Here is a 15,894-nt window from a genome sequence, read left to right as displayed (position 1 = left end):
GAGATTCTCCTGACTTGGTGATGGATCAGGATCATGAAATAAAGTGAAAATTCATCTGGATATGGCCGCAGTGGGCCGGCCGACGGGGGTCACCGCCGACGGGGTCGGTTTCGTCAAGGGCTGGGCTTGTCCTGTTGGTCCGGTCGCGCTATCCGCTGGTACGTCTGATCGCCCGTTGGCGCAGTCGCGCCGCGAGGCTGAGTTGGACCACCACGCCCACGCCGATGATCACGGCCTGGACGATGTTCTGGATCGCGGCGGTCTGGCTGTACGTCTGCACCAGCTGGTTGAGCTGGCCGAGGAAGAGCGCGCCCAGGGCGGTGCCGACGAGGCTGCCCCGGCCGCCGGTGAGTGCGGTGCCGCCGAGCACGACGGCGGCCACCGACGGCAGCAGGTAGCTGTCCCCCGCGCTGAGCGTGGTGGTGCGCAGGAAGCCGGCGAGCAGCACCCCGGTGGCCCCGGCGAGCAGCCCGGACAGCAGATAGGCGGCGACGGTGTAGCGCCGGGTGTTGATGCCGGCCGCGTGTGCGGCCCGCCGGTTCGCGCCGACCAGCTCGAACCGGCGGCCGATCACGGTGGTCTTGAGCACGAGTTGGGCGACGGCGACCAGCGCCACCGCCAGGTAGAGCAGGTTGGGCAGGCCGAGGGTACGGCCCACCGCGAAGCTGGCGAACGACTCGGCGACCTGGGCGCTGTAGCCGCCGGACAGGTACTGCACGAAGCCGAGCAGCACCGCGTTCATCGCGAGGGTTACGACCAGGGCGGGCAGCCCCAGGTAGGTCACCACGAGCCCGCTGGCCAGTCCGGCGACCGCCGCGACGAGCAGCGCCAGCCCGATCGCCGGGGCGAGCCCGAGAGCGTCCGCGCCGCCGTAGCGGGCGACGACGAGCGCGCCGAGGGCGATACCGCCGGCCACCGAGAGGTCGAGGCCGGCCTGCTGCACGACCAGGGTCTGGCCGAGCGAGACCACCATGGTCAGCGCGGCGAACGGCAGCATGGCCAGCAGCGCCGTGCTGCCGACACTGGCCGGCGAGATGATCGCGCTGGCGGCGAAGAGCACCACGACCGCAGCCAGGGCGCGGCTCGCGGGCCAGCCGGCGAGTTGCACCCGCAGCGGGTCGGCCAGCCGCACGGCCCGTGTCGTCGGTGTCGGCGGCGCGCCCGCCACGGTCTGGATGCTCATGCCAGCAGCAGCTTCGGGTCGGGCTGCCAGCCGCCGCCGATCGCCGCGCCGTCGAGCGAGGAGATGACGTGGTCGCGGGAGGCTTCGGCCAGACCGCGCAGCCGGTCGAGGTCCACCCCGACGAGTTTGCCGTCGCGCTTGACGAACCGGCCGGCCACCAGCACGTCGCGGACCATTCCGGGGTGGGCGGCGTAGACGATGGAGGCGACCGGGTTGTTCATCGGCATGGTGGCGAGCGAGTCGCCGGCCAGGATCACGATGTCCGCCGCCTTGCCGACCTCCAGCGAGCCGGTGACCGCGTCCAGCCCGTTGGCCCGCGCGCCTTCGATGGTGGCGAAGCGCAGCACGTCGGCGCAGGACAGCCGGACCCGCTCGGGGGCCTCGCCGGCCGCGACCGCGGCACTGTTGTCGGTGGCCCGCTGCACGGCGAGGGCGGTACGCATGGTGGTGAACATGTCGCCGCCGATGGAGCTGCACACGTCGACCGACAGCGACGGCCGTACGCCGAGGTCGAGCAGCCGCCCGGTGGCCGGCCAGCCGTGCCCCATCTGCATCTCCACGTCGGGGGCGATCGACGCGGTGCCGCCGGTGTCGGCGATCAGGCGCAGCTCGTCGTCGGCGAGCGTGTTGCAGTGCACGTAGGTGACCTGGTCGCTGAGCAGGCCTTCGCCGTTCATCTGGTGGATCGGTTTGATCTTGCCCCAGTGTCCGTCGCCGACGTGCACCGACACCCGCAGGTCCAGTTCGCGGGCGAGCTGGAAGTCGCCCCTGGTGACCTCCAGGGTGCTGAACTGCGGTCCGCGCAGCGCCAGCCCCATGGTGACCAGGCCGGTGTTGTCGGCGAACCGGCCGGCGCGCAGCCGACGTACGTCGGCCTCGGGGTGCGGCACCGGTGAGGGCATCTCCCCGCCCCACTGCTGCGCGCCCCCGCCGTGGGCGAACACGGCGCGCAGTCCGGCGTCGGTGAGGGCGTCGACGGCGGCGTCCGCGTGGTCGGGGGTGAACAGGTTGTGTGACCAGTCGAGCAGGGTGGTGATGCCGGCGTCGAGCGCTTCCAGCGCGCCGATCAGCGTACCGGCGTAGGTGTCCTCGGGCCGGAAGTAGCGACTCAGCCCGACGTGCAGGCCGGCCAGGTACTGGTCCAGGGTCCAGTCCGAGGCGATGTTGCGGACCACCGCCTGCCAGGTGTGCCGGTGGGTGTCGACCAGACCGGGCATGACGATGCGCCCGGACACGTCCACCCGCTGCGCGTCGCCGGCGGGCAGGTCACGGCCGATGGCCGTGATCACCCCGTTGTCGATCAGTACGTCCGCCGGCCAGAGCACCTCGTCTGGCCCGGCGCACGTGACAACTATTCCTCCCGCGAGCAGGACGTTGCCTGTCATCGGTGCCGTCCCTTCGTCGAACTACGTGAACGTCTTGAAACTCAGGTGACTCGTCCAGGAAATGTGTCTGCCCAGGATGAGATGCACACCACGCCAGTGTCAAGCCTCAGTCAACACTTCGTTCAGCAACACTCACCGAAACCCCGGCATCAGCTAGCCGACACCGGGCGTGATCGGGTAGATTCACAGAGATCGACTGATTGGGCTGTTTGGGGTGGCTTGACATTGTCTGAGGCGGAAGACCTGGGTGGGCGGATCCGCGCCGCCCGCCAGGCACGCGGTATGTCGCTGCGGGCGCTCGCCAAGAAGGTCGGCGTCTCGGCGAGCATGCTCTCACTGGTGGAGACGGGCCGGTCCCGCTCCTCGGTGAGCACGCTGTACGCCATCGTCGAAGCCCTCGACATGTCGATGGTCGACCTGTTCGACACCCCGCCGTCGCCGAATGGCTCGGCACCGGTCCCCGCCGCCGCCACCATCGAGGCCCGGCTGGACGCCGAGGTGGCGATCGTGCGCCGTGACCAGGGTCGGCGGATCGAAATGGACAGCGGCGTCGTCTGGGAACAGCTCGGCCCGGCGACCGGGTCCGGCACCGAGTTCCTGCGGGTCACCTACCCGCCCGGTGCGAAGTCCAGTGTGTCCGGCCGGTTCCAGCGGCACACCGGCCACGAGCACGCCTACATCATGGACGGTGAGCTGACCTGCCAGGTCGGCTTCCAGGAGGTCGTGCTCGGCCCCGGGGACAGCATGGTGTTCGACTCGTCCCGCCCGCATCTGCTGGAGAACCGCAGCGACCGGGACGTGCACGCGATCTGGTTCATCGTGCGCCCCAAACCCGACTCGGGACCGTGAACGTCGACGACCCGGGGTCGGTCACGCCGCTGCGGCTTCGATCCGTGCCACCGCGCTCGCGACGCCGTCCTCGGCCGTGACGCGCCGCCCCAACCCGGCCGCCGCGTCCTGGACGTCGGCGTCGGTGGTGACCTGGCGGATCGCGGCGGCGAGCCGCTGCGCGGTGAGTGTGGACTGCGGCACCGGGGCGCTGCCCGCGCCGAGCGCCGCGACTCGCCGACCCCAGAAGAACTGGTCCAGGATGAACGGACAGATCACCGACGGTCGGCCGGCGCGCAGGGCGGCGGCGGTGGTGCCGGCCCCGCCGTGGTGCACCACGGCGGACACCCGGGGGAACAACCAGTCGTGCGGAGCCTGCGCGATGGGCAGGACATTGTCCGGCAGGCCAGCCGCGTCCAGTCCGCCCCAGCCGGTGGCGATGATGCCGCGTACGCCGGCCAGGCGCAACGCTTCCCCGACGGCGCGGGTGAGGCGCTGCGGGTCCCGCCCGGCCATGCTGCCGAAGCCGACGTACACCGGTGGGTCGCCGGCATCGAGGAAGTCGACCAGTTCGGCCGGCGGCTGCCAGTCGGTGGCACCGTCGAGGAACCAGTACCCGGTGAGGTGGGCGTGCCCCGGCCAGTCGGCGGGGCGCGGCAGGACGTGGCCGCTGACGGCGTGCAGCACCGGGATCGGCCGCCCGTCGGGCAGCCGGGTGGCCAGGGCCGCGCCCCTGGTCCTGGTCAGCCCCAACGTCTCCTGCCGGAAGGTGTTGACCATTCCGTCGTACATCCGGTAGCCGGCGCCGGCGGCACGGTAGGTGAACCGGTTGTACGCACGGCCGAGCGGCAGCGCGGGCATGCCGATCAACGGAAAGTCGCCGGTCGCCACGGACATCGGTACGGCCACCGCCTGCACCGCCGGCACGCCGAGTCTCTCGGCGACGTGCGGGCCGGCCAACGCCTTGGGGTGGTAGACGATCACCTCCGGGTCGGCCTGGCGGGCCGCCTGCCAGACGTCGGCCAGCAGCCCCCGGTTGATCGGGTTGGCCTGCCGGGCCAGTCTGATGTTGGTCTTGATCGAGCCGAGAAGTCCGGTGGTGTCCTCCATCGCGGCACGGCCCGCCGCCGAGTCGAGCAGTTGCAGGATCTCGTCGCCGAGGTGGCCGTACGCCAGGCCGTGATCGGTGACGAAGGACCGGAACCTGGCGCAGGTCGCCAGGGTGACGTCATGGCCGGCCGCCTGGAGCCCGGTGCCGAGCGCCAGGTACGGCTGCACGTCACCGCGTGACCCGACGGTGACGATCAGGACTCGCACCGTCACACGTCCCTTGTGGTCTGCCGCCGGAACTCCTCCATCAGCGCGGGCGTCCGTTCGATCATGAACGTGTAGAAGTCGCGGGTGTGCCGGAGCCGGTTCGCCTCGGGGGCGTCCGCGTCACCGACGAGATCGATGCCGCGCTGCATCAGGTCGATGAAGATACGCATCTTGTCCGTGGGGTCGATCGCCCGGGCGAAGGCGTCCGGGTGCATCTCGTACGCATGGCCCCGGCCGCTGGTCGGCACCCGACGCACCATGCCGGACTGCTCCAAGGCCCGCATGCCGGCCGAGACCGAGGCCTTGGACAGCCCGACCGCCTGGCACAGTTGCGCGGTGGTCTGGCCCGGCGGGTCGCAGATCAGCAGCCAGCCGAGCAGCTTGCCGAAGGCAGGGGTGGTGCCCATCTGAGCGAGGGCGACACCGACCTCCTCGGCGTACCGCCGCCCGGCGTCCGGGTCCACGCGCATCTCCTTCGCCACCGAGCCGGCCCCGAAAGACCTTGTTATCACGAACGTTCAGGACTTCCCGAACGTCAACGGTAACATGGCCACTGGTGACGCGCTCCGCACCGGTCCCACCCGACTCAGCGGCGGGCGAGTGCCTGGTCGATCAGCCCCTCGCTGTCAACCCAGAGCTGCCGTGCCCGGGCGACGTCGTACGACTCGGGTGATGACCGGGCGATCTCCGGGCCCTCCAGGTAGGCGCCGGTGGTGCCGTCGAACCGGGCGTCGGCGACCAGGTCGGCCAGGTGCCGGGCGGAGGCCCGGGAGCTGCGGGCACCGGGCAGCAGCGCGCTGATCAGTGGGGCGGCCATCCGAAAGCCGGTCCGGACGAGCGTCGGGTAGTCGCGGGAGAGGCTGGTGTCGGGCATCAGCCCCGGGTCGTACGCGTTGACGCTGATCGGCCGTCCGTCCAGTCGGCGGGCGAGCTCGTAGACGAAGTAGATGTTCGCCAGTTTCGAGGTGGAGTAGCGGACCCGTCCCGCCGTCGGTGTCACGTCGGCGTCGGACGGGTCGGCGAGCTCGCGGGCACTCGTCCAGCGCGGCTCCGGGAAACCCATGCTCTTCTCCCGCCAGTGGGTGCCGCTGCTGACGATCGCGATCCGGGCCCCGGCGGCCAGGTCGTCGAGCAGCCCGGTGACGAGGAGGTGGTGACCGAGGTGGTTGGTGGCGAAGGTGAGCTCGTAGCCGTCGACGGACCGGCGTACCCCGTCGATGATCTGAACGCCGGCGTTGCCGACGATGGCGTGCAGCGGCGGACGCTGCCCGGAGCGGCGCAGTTCCCCGGCCGCGTCCGCGACCGAGCGCAGGTCGGCCAGGTCGATCCGGAGCGGTTCGAGGCTCGCAGCGGGGGTCCGGCGACGGATCTGCCGGGCCGCCGCTTCTCCCCGGCTTTCCGCCCGGTAGCCGAGCACAACGTGCCAGCCCTGGGCGGCGAGCCGCCCAGCAACGCGCAGTCCGAGGCCGGTGGTTGCCCCGGTAATGACGACGGTCCTCATCAGAATGAATCCTCCATGGGTTGACGCTGTCAACCTGACCCTACGTCTTCCAGGTTGACAGCGTCAACCTAATCTAGGATCAGGCAATGAGCACCCGGGACGACCTGCTCGCCGCAGCGACCGCACTACTCGACGAGGGCGGCCCCGAGCGGGTCACTCTCCGGGAGGTCGGGCGTCGGGCCGGCGTGTCGCACAACGCGCCGTACAAGCACTTCACCGACAAGCAGGCGCTGTTGGAGGCCGTAGCCATCCAGGAATTCGACCGGCTCGACCGGCTCATGACGGAGACACCGACGCCACGGGCCGAGGCCGCCGCGCTGCTGCGGCGGGTCCTGCTCGAATACGTACGTTGGGCGCAGCGGCATCCCCGTCGGTTCGCGCTGGTCTACGGGTGGTCGATGAACGCCTCAGCGGACCTGCACGAGCGGGCCGGCGCCACCTGGCGGCGACTCGTCGAGCTGACCGCCGAGGCCCAGGCCGCCGCAGCCCTGCCCGCCGGCGACCCGGAGCGGGCCGCCGCCCTGGTCCGCGCGCTGGCGCACGGCGCCGCCGACCTGTCCATCACCGGCCATCTGGCGACCGACGGAAAGGGCCGGGCCAGCGCCGAGGACCTGGTCGAGGACCTGCTCCGGGTGCTGGGTCAGGCAGGGCAGTCGAGCTGACCCGGGCGTGACCTCTGCTCCAAGGCAGGATCGTGGCGCAACACGGCGACGTGGAGCTGCTGCAGCGCCGGCGCCGGGTCGACACCCAGCTCGGTGGAGAGCCAGACCCGACGCTGGTGATAGACGCGCACCGCCTCGGCGCTCCGCCCGGCCCGGTGCAGCGCCAGCATCACCGCCGCCGTCAGCCGGTCCCGGGCTGGATGTTCCGCCGACAGCACCACCAACTCGTCGGCGACCACCCGATGATTGCCCAACCGCAGCTCGGCCTCGTAGAGGTCCTCGACCGCGGTCAACCGGGCCGCCTCCAGGCTGCTCAGCAGCGCACCCGCCGGTCCGCCGGGCGACCAACCGCCGAGGACCGGCCCCCGCCACAGTCCCAGGGCCTGCCGCAGCACGTCGCGCGCCCGCAGGTCGGAAGCACTCCCCCGGGCCTCGCCGACCAGCTCCCGGAACCGGTGGGCGTCAACCGCCCGTTCGGGTACTCGCAGCACGTACCCGTCGTCACCGGTGATGATCGGCTGATGCTCCGGGTCGTCACCGGTCGCTCGCAGCAGCGCCCTCAGCTCCGACAGCCGACTATGCAGAACAGCCCGCGGTCGGGCCGGCGGTCGGGCCGGCCACAACAGCTCGATCAGCCGTTCACTTGAGACGTTGTGATTGGCCTCGATGCCCAGAACTCCCAGGATCAGCCGGTGCTGACGTTTGGCAAGGCGAACCGGCGTGCCTCCGATAAGGACCTCGACCGGCCCCAGGACCCGAACTTCCAACCCAACTCCCGGTGGCATAGGACCCCGACACCCACGGTAGTTGCGCGGCGGGAGTGCGGGAAGCGTGCGGGAAGCGTCGCGGAAGCAGCTGGCAAGGGCGCCCCCGAACAATCAGACATACATTCGATCACCGAGGAGGGCAATCATGCCGACCGCCACACAGCACGATCTCGACCCGGCGTTGGCCGAGGAGATCATCACCCGGTGGTTGACCGGCACGCCGGTCGACGGCTGGGACAACCCGGCCGGCCAGCTGTTCACCAGCGGCGAGTACGCCGTGCAGGAGATCACCATGACCACCGGTGGATCGGGAACCAACTGCAGTTCCTGCACCGGTTCCCGGCCCGTTCAGTGCTGCTGAACCGACCGTGACCGATACCACGGCGCCGCCGGCGACGAGCGAATCCGCCACCACGACGGCGGGCCAGGATCGCCCGGTCGACCCGACGGCAGCGGTGGTACCGGGCCGGACGGCAGCGGCCTTCGACCCTGTGCTGGACCGCCTGATCGTGCCGGAAGCCGAGCGACTGGCGGTCCAGCTCAGGGACATCACCGACCTGAACGCCGGTGAGCAGGCGGTGATCGTCGCCGCCGCCACCCGGGCGTGGCGTGACACGGTACGGCCGAAAGTGACCCGCGCGCTGGTGCTGGACGTGCACGCCGCACGGATCAGCGGTCGCTTGGTCGGGCCCGACCCGCGTGCCCGGTGGGAGCACTGGCTGGAGCTGGCCACCACCGACGGGTTCTGGCCGTCGCTGGACACCCGCTTCCCGACCCTGCGGCAGCGGGTGGGCACGGTGCTGGCCAACGGCCGCCGGGCGGTGACGTCCTTCGCGTACCGGTTCGCGGCCAACCGGGCCGACCTGCAGCCCACGGTGCTGCCACCGGGTGACGCCACGCTGCTCGGCGTCGAGTTCGGCTCCGGCGACACGCACCGCGGCGGTCAGACCGTGGCGGTGGTCCGCTGCGCCGCCGGCCCGGTGGTCTACAAGCCACGGTCCCTGCATGTCGACGCGGCACTGGCCGGGCTCGTCGACCGGCTGCTGCCCGACGAGCCGGCGGCCACCCGGATCCGGGTGCCGACGGTCCTGCTCCGCGACGGGTACGGCTGGGCCGCCCACGTCGCCCACCGATACTGCGCCGACGACGACGATCTGCACACGTTCTACCATGGACTTGGCCAGTGGACCGCGATCATGCGGATGCTCGGCGGCAGCGACCTGCACGCGGAGAACCTCATCGCGGCCGGACCGGTGCCGGTCGTCGTCGACTGCGAGACCCTGTTCACCCCGCAGCCGCCGCTGCTGCCGTCCGGGTACGGGCTGGCCACCGACCGGGCCGCCCGCGCGCTCGGCTCCTCGGTGCTGGGCACCGGGCTGCTCCCCGGCCGGGGCGTGGCACTGGCCTGGCGCGGACTGGACCCGTCCGGTGCCGGCGGTCTCAAGGGCGAGCAGCCGACGGTGTCCGTGCCGGTGCTGGTCGACGAGGGAACCGACCAGGTCCGCCTCGGCTACGCCGACCTCGACGCCCCCGAGGCCGCCAACCAGCCGAGTGCCGAGCCGGTCCTGGCCCGGTTCTGGGGTGACGTCTGCGACGCCTTCGACGAGCTGACCGACCGGCTGCGGCAGATGGACCGGCGCGGCCGGCTCGACCCGATGCTCACCGGGTTCGTCGGCGGCGAGGTACGGTTCGTCCGCCGCGACACCGAGACGTACGCCGAACTGGCCCGGATGCTGTGGCACCCGGCGTCGCTGCACGACGAGCCGACGGCCCGGGCCACGGTCGCCGACCTGTTGACCCGACACGGGCAGCGCGCCGCCGCCGCACCCGACGAACCGGAGGTCGTCGCGGCCGAGGTAGCCGACCTGCTCGTCGGGGACATCCCGATGTTCACCATGCCGGCGAGCACCCAGCTCATCGGTGACGCGCTGCGCCGCTGGCGCCAGGCCGACCAGGAGCTGGACCGCCAGGTGCTGCGGTCCACACTGATCAGCGCCTATCTGAGCGAGGCGCCACCCGCGCCGCCCGGCCCACCGCTGGTCCCCCGGCTGGTGCGGCCGGAGAACCTGGACCGTCGACGGCGGGCGCTCGCCGCGGACGTCGTCCGTACGCTGCTCGACACCGCCGTGCGGGGCGCGGACGGGACTGCCACCTGGATCGCGCCGGTGATCACCGCCGGTTCCGGCTGGGCCGTGCAGCCGTTGACCACCGACATGTACCTCGGCACCGCCGGAATCGCGGTGCTGCTGGCGGCCTACCGGCATGAGGTGTCGGCGGGGCGGGCCGACCCGGTGGACGGCGCCGGCGAGCTGCTCGACGCTGTGCTGGCCAGCATGCGCGCCGCCGAGGACAGGGCCGAGGCCGACCGGGTCACCGGTGTCCCGATCCGACCTGAGCCGGCCGGCGGTTACCTCGGGCTCGGTGCCCGGATCTGGGCCTGGCTGCTGCTGCGCAAGCTCATCGGCGACGGCCCGGTGCCCGCCGCTGCGGCAGCCGGCGAATCGGTGGTCGACGAGGCGTTGCGCCGGGCGCGGGCGCTCGCCGCGCTGATGCCGGCGGCGGTGGCGGCCGACGATTCGTACGACCTGCTGCGCGGCTCGGCCGGGGCGGTCGTGCCGCTGCTGCGGTTGGCCGAGCTCGACGGCGACGCCCGGTGGGTCGGCACCGCCGGCACGATCGGCGCCCATCTGCGGGCCGCCGCCCGCCCGACCGGCGCGACTACCGACAGCGCGAGCCCCGACAGCGCGGCCGCCGACGCCGCCCAGGCGTCCCCGGCGGCGGCGTGGTGGCCGGGTCCGTTCGCCACCGACGGCCTGGGCGGGGTGTCACACGGCGCCACCGGCATCGGGTGGGCACTGTCCCACCTCGACGACTGCCACGACCTGGCGGCTGCGGCGTTCCGCTACGAGGAGTCGCTCTACGATCCGGCGCTACCGGGCTGGCTGGACATGCGCAAACCGGAACGGCCGACCGACGCGGCGGCGTGGTGCCACGGATCGGTCGGCATCGGCATCGCCGCCGCCGACCAGCTGCGCCGCGCCCCCGACGCGCCGGCCCGTGACCAGTGGACCGACGTGCTGCGCCGGGCCGCGGCGGCGAGCTGGCCGGCGGGCATGGGCGCGAACCACACCATCTGCCACGGCGAGCTCGGCACCTGGGAGCTGCTGCGCACCGCGATGGCCGCCGGGGTGGCCCCACCGGAGGTGGATCCGGACGAGCTCGACGCCCGGGTGGTGACCGGGATCGAGGAGTTCGGGGCGGTCGCCGGCCCCAACCGGGACGCGTTCCGGCCCGGTCTGCTGCACGGCATCGCCGGCATCGGCTACCAGCTACTGCGGATGCATCCACAGTGTCCGCTGCCGTCGGTGCTGCTGCCCGATCCCGGTCCGCCGGGCCGGCTGGCGTAGGGCGGGCACGCCGCGATGTCCGACGTGACCGCACCGTACTGGCGGTTGGAGACCCCGACCGACGAGCTGGGTCCGTGGCAGGTCATCCGAGGGCTACCAGCCGCGCTCGGCCCCGCCCTGCGGCTGATCCGGCAGGCGGCCCCACGGGCGGCCGTGACCGTCCTGGTCCTGCACCTCGTCGCCGGGGTCGCCACCACGTACGGCCTGGTCGCCACGGCCGGGGTGCTGGAACGGTTGTTCGCGGCCGGGCCGACCGGGACCCGGCTGGCGTCGGCCGCGCCCGCGATCGCCCTCGTGGTGCTGGCCTTCGCCACCCGGGCCGGCCTGGAGATCGCCGCCACCCTGGCCCAGGCGCGGATCGCCCCGGCGGTGCGTCGCCTCGCCGACGAGCGGCTCGTCGCCGCCGGGCTGTCGGTGGAGCTGACCGCGTTCGACGATCCCCGGTTCCTCGACCGGATGTTCCGGGCCCGCGACCGAGGGCTGCTCTACCTGCAGCGGATCGTCGACAACCTGGTCGAGGCGATCGGCGCGCTGCTGGCCGTCACGGCGGCGGCGGTCAGCCTGACCGTGCTGCACCCGGTGCTGCTGCCGATCCTGCTGGTCACCGTACTGCCGGACGGATGGGCGGCGCTGCGGGCTGCCCGGCTCGGATACGCGAGCAACGCCCGGCTGGTCGCGCTGAACCGCCGGGTGGCGATGGTGACCGACCTGGCGACCGAGCGGGAACCGGCCGCCGAGGTGCGGGCCACCCAGGCCCAGGACAGTGTGCTGGCCCGGTACCGGCAGGCGGCCGACCTGGTCCGCGACGAGGAGATCGCGGTCGCGTCGGCGCAGGTGCGGGCGCGGGCGCGGGGTCGTGCCCTGGCCGGTGTCGCCCTCGGCGGCGTGTTCGCGGCGTTGTGGCTGCTGCTCGACGCCGGATGGATCCCGCTCGCGGTCGCCGGCACGGCGCTGATCGCCACCCGGACCGCCGTGGCGGCGCTGGCCCGCCTGGTCCGCACCGCCGACCAGCTGTTCGAGCAGGGCCTGTACGTGGCCGACTTCCACGCGTTCCTCGCCGACGCGGACACCCGCACCCGGGCGTCGGCCGGGCCGGCGGCACCCGCCGCACCGCAGCGGATCGAGTTGCGCGACGTCGGCTTCCACTACCCCGGCTCGGCGCCGGTGCTGCACGGGGTGGACCTGACCCTGCACGCCGGACAGACGGTGGCGCTGGTCGGCGAGAACGGCTCCGGCAAGACCACCCTCGCGAAGATCATCGCCGGGCTGTACCGGCCGACCGCCGGGTCGGTGGCCTGGGACGGCACCGACCTGGCCACGCTGCACCCGGACAGCGTCGCCGACCGGGTGATGATGGTGCTGCAGGACCCGGTCCGCTGGCCAGACTCGGCCCGGCTCAACGTGCGAATGGGCCGGTTCGACCGGGCCGACGCGCACGACGAGGCGCTGCGTCGGGCCGCCCGCCAGGCACTCGCCGACGAGGTGGTCGACCCGCTGCCGCAGGGCTGGGACACGCTGCTGACCACCGCGTTCACCGGCGGCGTCGACCTGTCCGGCGGCCAGTGGCAGCGGCTCGCGGTGGCCCGGGGCCTGTTCCGCGACGCGCCGGTGCTGATCTGGGACGAGCCGACCGCGCCGCTGGACGCCCGCGCCGAGTACGCCGTCTACGAGGCGCTGCGCCGGCTCGCCGCCGGCCGCACCGTCGTGCTGATCACCCACCGGTTGGCCAGCGTGCGCAACTGCGACCGGATCTACCTGATGCACAACGGCGAGATCGTCGAACAGGGCAGCCATCAGGAGCTGATCGCGTCGGGCGGCCGGTACGCCGAACTGTCCACCCTGCAGGCCCGGATGGCGCAGGACCCATGGCTATCGCTGCAGCCCCGCTGAGCCGGCTCGCCGACGAGCTGACCGGCACACTGTCGACACCGCAGGATCCGGAGTACGTCGACTGCCGGCTGCCGTTCCTCGCCCAGCTCGACGAGCGGCTGCCGCAGGTCGTGGTGCGGGCGGTGACCGCCGCTGACGTCCGGGCCGGGCTGGCGTTCGCCCGCGCCCACCGGCTCGACGTGGCGGTACGCAGCGGCGGGCACAGCTTCGCCGACCGGTGCAGCACCGACGGGCTGCTGCTGGACGTCGGCGGGCTGCGGCAGCTGCGGCGCGACGGCGACCTGGTCACCGCCGGCCCCGGGCTGCGGATGCGCGAACTGCGGCGGCGGCTGGCCACCGACGGGCGGACCGTCTCGGCCGGCTGGTGCCCGGACGTGGGACTCGGCGGTGCCGTGCTCGGCGGAGGGTACGGCAGCCTCAGCCGACTGTACGGCCTGGGCAGCGACCATCTGGTCGCCGCCGAGGTGGTGCTCGCCGACGGCCGTACCGTGTGGTGCGACGCCGACCGCGAACCGGACCTGTTCTGGGCGTTGCGCGGTGCCGGCGGTGGCCTGCTCGGCGTGGTCACCGCGTTCGTGCTGCGCGCCCGGCCGGCGGTGCCGGCGACGTTCTTCGAATGCCGCTGGCCGGTGCGGCACGCGGTGGACGTCATCGGCACCTGGCTGGGCTGGGCACCGGAGGCACCCGACGAGATCAACTGCGGGGCGGTGCTGGTCGGCCCGTACGACCCGGCCGACGAGCCGCACGTAGCCGTGTTCGGGATGAGCGTCGGCGCCGGCACCGGTTTCCTGGACCGGTTCGCCCCGGACCCGGAGCACGTCGAGATCCGTGAGCTGCCGGCGGCGGCAGCGGCGGCGGTGAGCTACCCGGAGAGCCCCGACGATCTGGAGGTGACCGGACCGCCGTGGGGCACGTCGGCGGGCCGGCGGCTGGTCCGCTCGGAGTTCTTCGACCGGACGCTGCCGCCGGAGGCGGTCGCGGCGCTGGTCCAGCACCTGGTGACCGACCGGGCCGCCGGCCAGTCCCGCGAGCTGGAGTTCATCCCGTGGGGTGGCGCGTACGGACGAGTCGCCCCGCACGCGACGGCGTTCGTGCACCGCCGGGCCCGGTTCATCCTCCGGCACACCGGCTACGCGGTCCGCCGTACCACCGACGCCGTCCGGCGCGACACCCTCCGCTGGGTGGACCGGTCCTGGGCGCTCGCCCACCCGTGGGGGTCGGGCCTGATCTACCCGAACTATCCGGAGCCCGGCCGGTCCCCGCTGGACCCGGCCTACCACGGCACCAACCTCGACCGGCTCCGTCGGACCGTGACCCGCTACGACCCCGACGCCGTCTTCACGCACGGATGAGGGGGGTCCTGCCGGCGGTCCCCGCCGAGGGTGCTGGGTGCAGGCCGCAGCTCAGGGTCGGTTCGCGGCGTACAAGCGGTCCAGGTCGACAAGCTGGACGCTGGGGTCCGTGGCCGCCACGGCTCGGAGGTCGTCGGCGAAGCCACCGCCGCTGAACAGCAGCAGCCGGCACCGGTCGGCCCGGACGCTGTCGCGGCCACGCAACAGGCTACGGATGTGCGCCAGGCGTTGCAGGTGGCCGGTCCCGACGGCCTCCTGCCACTTGGCCTCGCCGATCGCGAGGAGTTCCTCACGGCCCTGCTCGTCGCGGCCGAAGACCGCCACGTCCACCTCATGCTGCGTGCGTGCGGCGGGGTCGTTGACGACACCGGCCGCGACCCGGGTCGGAAAGCCGCCGAGAACGTCCGGATCGGCTTCCCACCGGGTCCATTCGCGGCAGATCGTTTCGAAGTGCGGGCCGACGACCTTGCTCAGGAAGGTGCGTCGCAGCCGGGGCCAGACCTGCCGCGACCGACCCACACGCTCCAGGTCGCCCCAGGCCGGCCGCATCACGGCGTGGTAGAAGACGAGCAGTGGCTCGGCGATCCGGTAGACGCCCCGGTTGCTCTTGAACGCGTCCTCCTCCCGCACGACCAGACCGACGTCCTCCAGCACACCCAGCGGATGGGCCAGGTCGGACGGCTGCCGGCCCAGAAAGTTCGCGATCTCACCTCGGCGGGTACGACCGTCCGCGATCGCCGCCAGCACCGAGTGGTACAACGCTGGGTCGCGGATGTCGGGCTCCTCCGCCAACAGGTAGCGGGCCTCCCGGAACAACGGGCGGGCCGGGTTCAACACGGCCCGCACCACCCAGTCGTCGAAATCGTCCGGTCCGGCCGGCGAGTCGTCCTGCGTGAACTCGTGCCGGTAGGCAGGGGTGCCGCCGACGATCGCGTTGACCAGCAGGGCGGTGCGCGGATCGGCGATCCCCCAGAACCGGGCCGCCGCCCAGTAGTCCAGCGTGCGCACCACCAACTCCAGGCCGGCCCGCCCCCGCAGCGGCGCGGTGCCGGACAGCAACCCGCCCATGAACGACAACGCCGAACCGCACAACAGCAGCCGCACCTGGGTGTTCGACCGCTGTCCCGCCGGGTCGAGCGCCCGCTGGATGATCGAGGGCAGCGCCGGACTGACGCGGGCCAGGAACGGAAACTCGTCGATCACCACCGGAAGCGGCCCGGCAGGGGCGAGCGTCATCGTCCGGATGACCGCCTCGTCCCAGTTCGCGAACCGCAGCGGCGTCGCCTCACCCAGATAGCCGCCGAGCGCCTCGCCGTACTGGCGCAACGCGTCAGCCTCGGACGACTCCGTGGCGGTGAACATGAACCCGCCAGCTACCCGCACCAGCGCGTCGAGCAGGAACGTCTTGCCCTGACGACGACGACCGGAGACCACTCCCAGCGTCGCCCCGCCCTGCGGCAGGCGCGCGAACCGGACCAACTCGTCCCACTCGACGTCACGGTCGAAGATCTCCGCCGGCTTCTCCACCCCACCACCCCGTCACGCTAGTGTAAGTGTAGTTACTATAACTATACCTACACCTCGCCCGCCCGTATGGCCTAC

The 15,894-nt window shown here is 72.5% G+C and carries 13 protein-coding genes; 6 read left to right on the top strand and 7 right to left on the bottom strand.

The window, feature by feature from the left end; all coding sequences use genetic code 11:
- Window positions 1-148: 148 nt before the first annotated feature.
- Window positions 149-1,183, bottom strand: a complete 1,035-nt coding sequence (locus ACFHWT_RS08430; protein ID WP_416594012.1) for an ABC transporter permease — start codon at window positions 1,181-1,183, stop codon at window positions 149-151.
- A complete protein-coding gene (locus tag ACFHWT_RS08425; protein ID WP_416594011.1) occupies window positions 1,180-2,568 on the bottom strand; it encodes an amidohydrolase family protein in 1,389 nt (462 codons plus the stop codon). Before ACFHWT_RS08425 ends, ACFHWT_RS08430 begins: the two co-directional genes overlap by 4 nt.
- Before the next feature lie 225 nt (window positions 2,569-2,793).
- Here ACFHWT_RS08425 and ACFHWT_RS08420 point away from each other — a divergent pair, with 225 nt between their 5' ends.
- A complete protein-coding gene (locus ACFHWT_RS08420) occupies window positions 2,794-3,417 on the top strand; it encodes a helix-turn-helix domain-containing protein (RefSeq protein WP_416594010.1) in 624 nt (207 codons plus the stop codon).
- Between the two features lie 21 nt (window positions 3,418-3,438).
- Here the strand turns inward: ACFHWT_RS08420 and ACFHWT_RS08415 are convergent, their stop codons facing one another.
- The 3 genes from ACFHWT_RS08415 to ACFHWT_RS08405 all read right to left on the bottom strand — a co-directional run bounded on the left by ACFHWT_RS08415 (window position 3,439) and on the right by ACFHWT_RS08405 (window position 6,214).
- A complete protein-coding gene (locus tag ACFHWT_RS08415; protein WP_416594009.1) occupies window positions 3,439-4,719 on the bottom strand; it encodes a glycosyltransferase in 1,281 nt (426 codons plus the stop codon).
- Window positions 4,716-5,177 (bottom strand): GbsR/MarR family transcriptional regulator, encoded by a 462-nt coding sequence (locus ACFHWT_RS08410; RefSeq protein ID WP_416594008.1) that lies wholly within the window; start codon window positions 5,175-5,177, stop codon window positions 4,716-4,718. The genes ACFHWT_RS08415 and ACFHWT_RS08410 overlap by 4 nt, the downstream gene beginning before the upstream one ends.
- Window positions 5,178-5,299: 122 nt before the next feature.
- Window positions 5,300-6,214: an SDR family NAD(P)-dependent oxidoreductase gene (locus tag ACFHWT_RS08405; RefSeq protein ID WP_416594007.1), complete on the bottom strand. Its 915-nt coding sequence runs from the start codon at window positions 6,212-6,214 to the stop codon at window positions 5,300-5,302.
- 86 nt (window positions 6,215-6,300) lie between these two features.
- On the opposite strand from ACFHWT_RS08405, the gene ACFHWT_RS08400 reads away from it, so the two are divergent.
- On the top strand, window positions 6,301-6,876 hold the full coding sequence (locus tag ACFHWT_RS08400) for a TetR/AcrR family transcriptional regulator (RefSeq protein WP_416594006.1): 576 nt from the start codon (window positions 6,301-6,303) through the stop codon (window positions 6,874-6,876).
- On the opposite strand, the gene ACFHWT_RS08395 is transcribed toward ACFHWT_RS08400, so the two are convergent.
- The gene (locus ACFHWT_RS08395; protein WP_416594005.1) at window positions 6,855-7,643 is read right to left on the bottom strand and encodes an AfsR/SARP family transcriptional regulator; all 789 of its coding nucleotides are present in this window, start codon (window positions 7,641-7,643) and stop codon (window positions 6,855-6,857) included. The genes ACFHWT_RS08400 and ACFHWT_RS08395 overlap by 22 nt on opposite strands.
- Before the next feature lie 145 nt (window positions 7,644-7,788).
- Between ACFHWT_RS08395 and ACFHWT_RS08390 the strand changes: the two genes are divergently transcribed.
- From ACFHWT_RS08390 to ACFHWT_RS08375, 4 genes are all read left to right on the top strand, one after another.
- Window positions 7,789-8,004, top strand: coding sequence for a DUF6229 family protein (locus ACFHWT_RS08390; RefSeq protein WP_416594004.1), 216 nt, complete (start codon window positions 7,789-7,791; stop codon window positions 8,002-8,004).
- 130 nt (window positions 8,005-8,134) lie between these two features.
- Entirely contained in the window at window positions 8,135-11,050 is a 2,916-nt protein-coding gene (locus ACFHWT_RS08385) for a type 2 lanthipeptide synthetase LanM family protein (protein ID WP_416594051.1), read from the top strand.
- 15 nt (window positions 11,051-11,065) lie between these two features.
- On the top strand, window positions 11,066-12,940 hold the full coding sequence (locus ACFHWT_RS08380; protein ID WP_416594003.1) for an ABC transporter ATP-binding protein: 1,875 nt from the start codon (window positions 11,066-11,068) through the stop codon (window positions 12,938-12,940).
- Window positions 12,916-14,292, top strand: a complete 1,377-nt coding sequence (locus ACFHWT_RS08375; protein ID WP_416594002.1) for an FAD-binding oxidoreductase — start codon at window positions 12,916-12,918, stop codon at window positions 14,290-14,292. The genes ACFHWT_RS08380 and ACFHWT_RS08375 overlap by 25 nt, the downstream gene beginning before the upstream one ends.
- A gap of 51 nt (window positions 14,293-14,343) precedes the next feature.
- Here ACFHWT_RS08375 and ACFHWT_RS08370 read toward each other — a convergent pair whose 3' ends face one another.
- A complete protein-coding gene (locus ACFHWT_RS08370) occupies window positions 14,344-15,819 on the bottom strand; it encodes an AAA family ATPase (RefSeq protein ID WP_416594001.1) in 1,476 nt (491 codons plus the stop codon).
- Window positions 15,820-15,894 lie beyond the last annotated feature (75 nt).

It is taken from the genome of Micromonospora sp. LOL_021 (genome assembly GCF_048060215.1).
Classification (GTDB): Bacteria; Actinomycetota; Actinomycetes; order Mycobacteriales; family Micromonosporaceae; genus Micromonospora_E.
This window is presented reverse-complemented; position numbering and strand designations above follow the sequence as displayed.

Excerpts from the sequence above, each read along its gene's own strand:
- ACFHWT_RS08405 (WP_416594007.1), bottom strand. The coding sequence starts at position 6,214 with ATGAGGACCGTCGTCATTACCGGGGCAACCACCGGCCTCGGACTGCGC.
- ACFHWT_RS08390 (WP_416594004.1), top strand. The coding sequence starts at position 7,789 with ATGCCGACCGCCACACAGCACGATCTCGACCCGGCGTTGGCCGAGGAG.
- ACFHWT_RS08425 (WP_416594011.1), bottom strand. The coding sequence starts at position 2,568 with ATGACAGGCAACGTCCTGCTCGCGGGAGGAATAGTTGTCACGTGCGCC.
- ACFHWT_RS08430 (WP_416594012.1), bottom strand. The coding sequence starts at position 1,183 with ATGAGCATCCAGACCGTGGCGGGCGCGCCGCCGACACCGACGACACGG.
- ACFHWT_RS08380 (WP_416594003.1), top strand. The coding sequence starts at position 11,066 with ATGTCCGACGTGACCGCACCGTACTGGCGGTTGGAGACCCCGACCGAC.
- ACFHWT_RS08400 (WP_416594006.1), top strand. The coding sequence starts at position 6,301 with ATGAGCACCCGGGACGACCTGCTCGCCGCAGCGACCGCACTACTCGAC.
- ACFHWT_RS08375 (WP_416594002.1), top strand. The coding sequence starts at position 12,916 with ATGGCTATCGCTGCAGCCCCGCTGAGCCGGCTCGCCGACGAGCTGACC.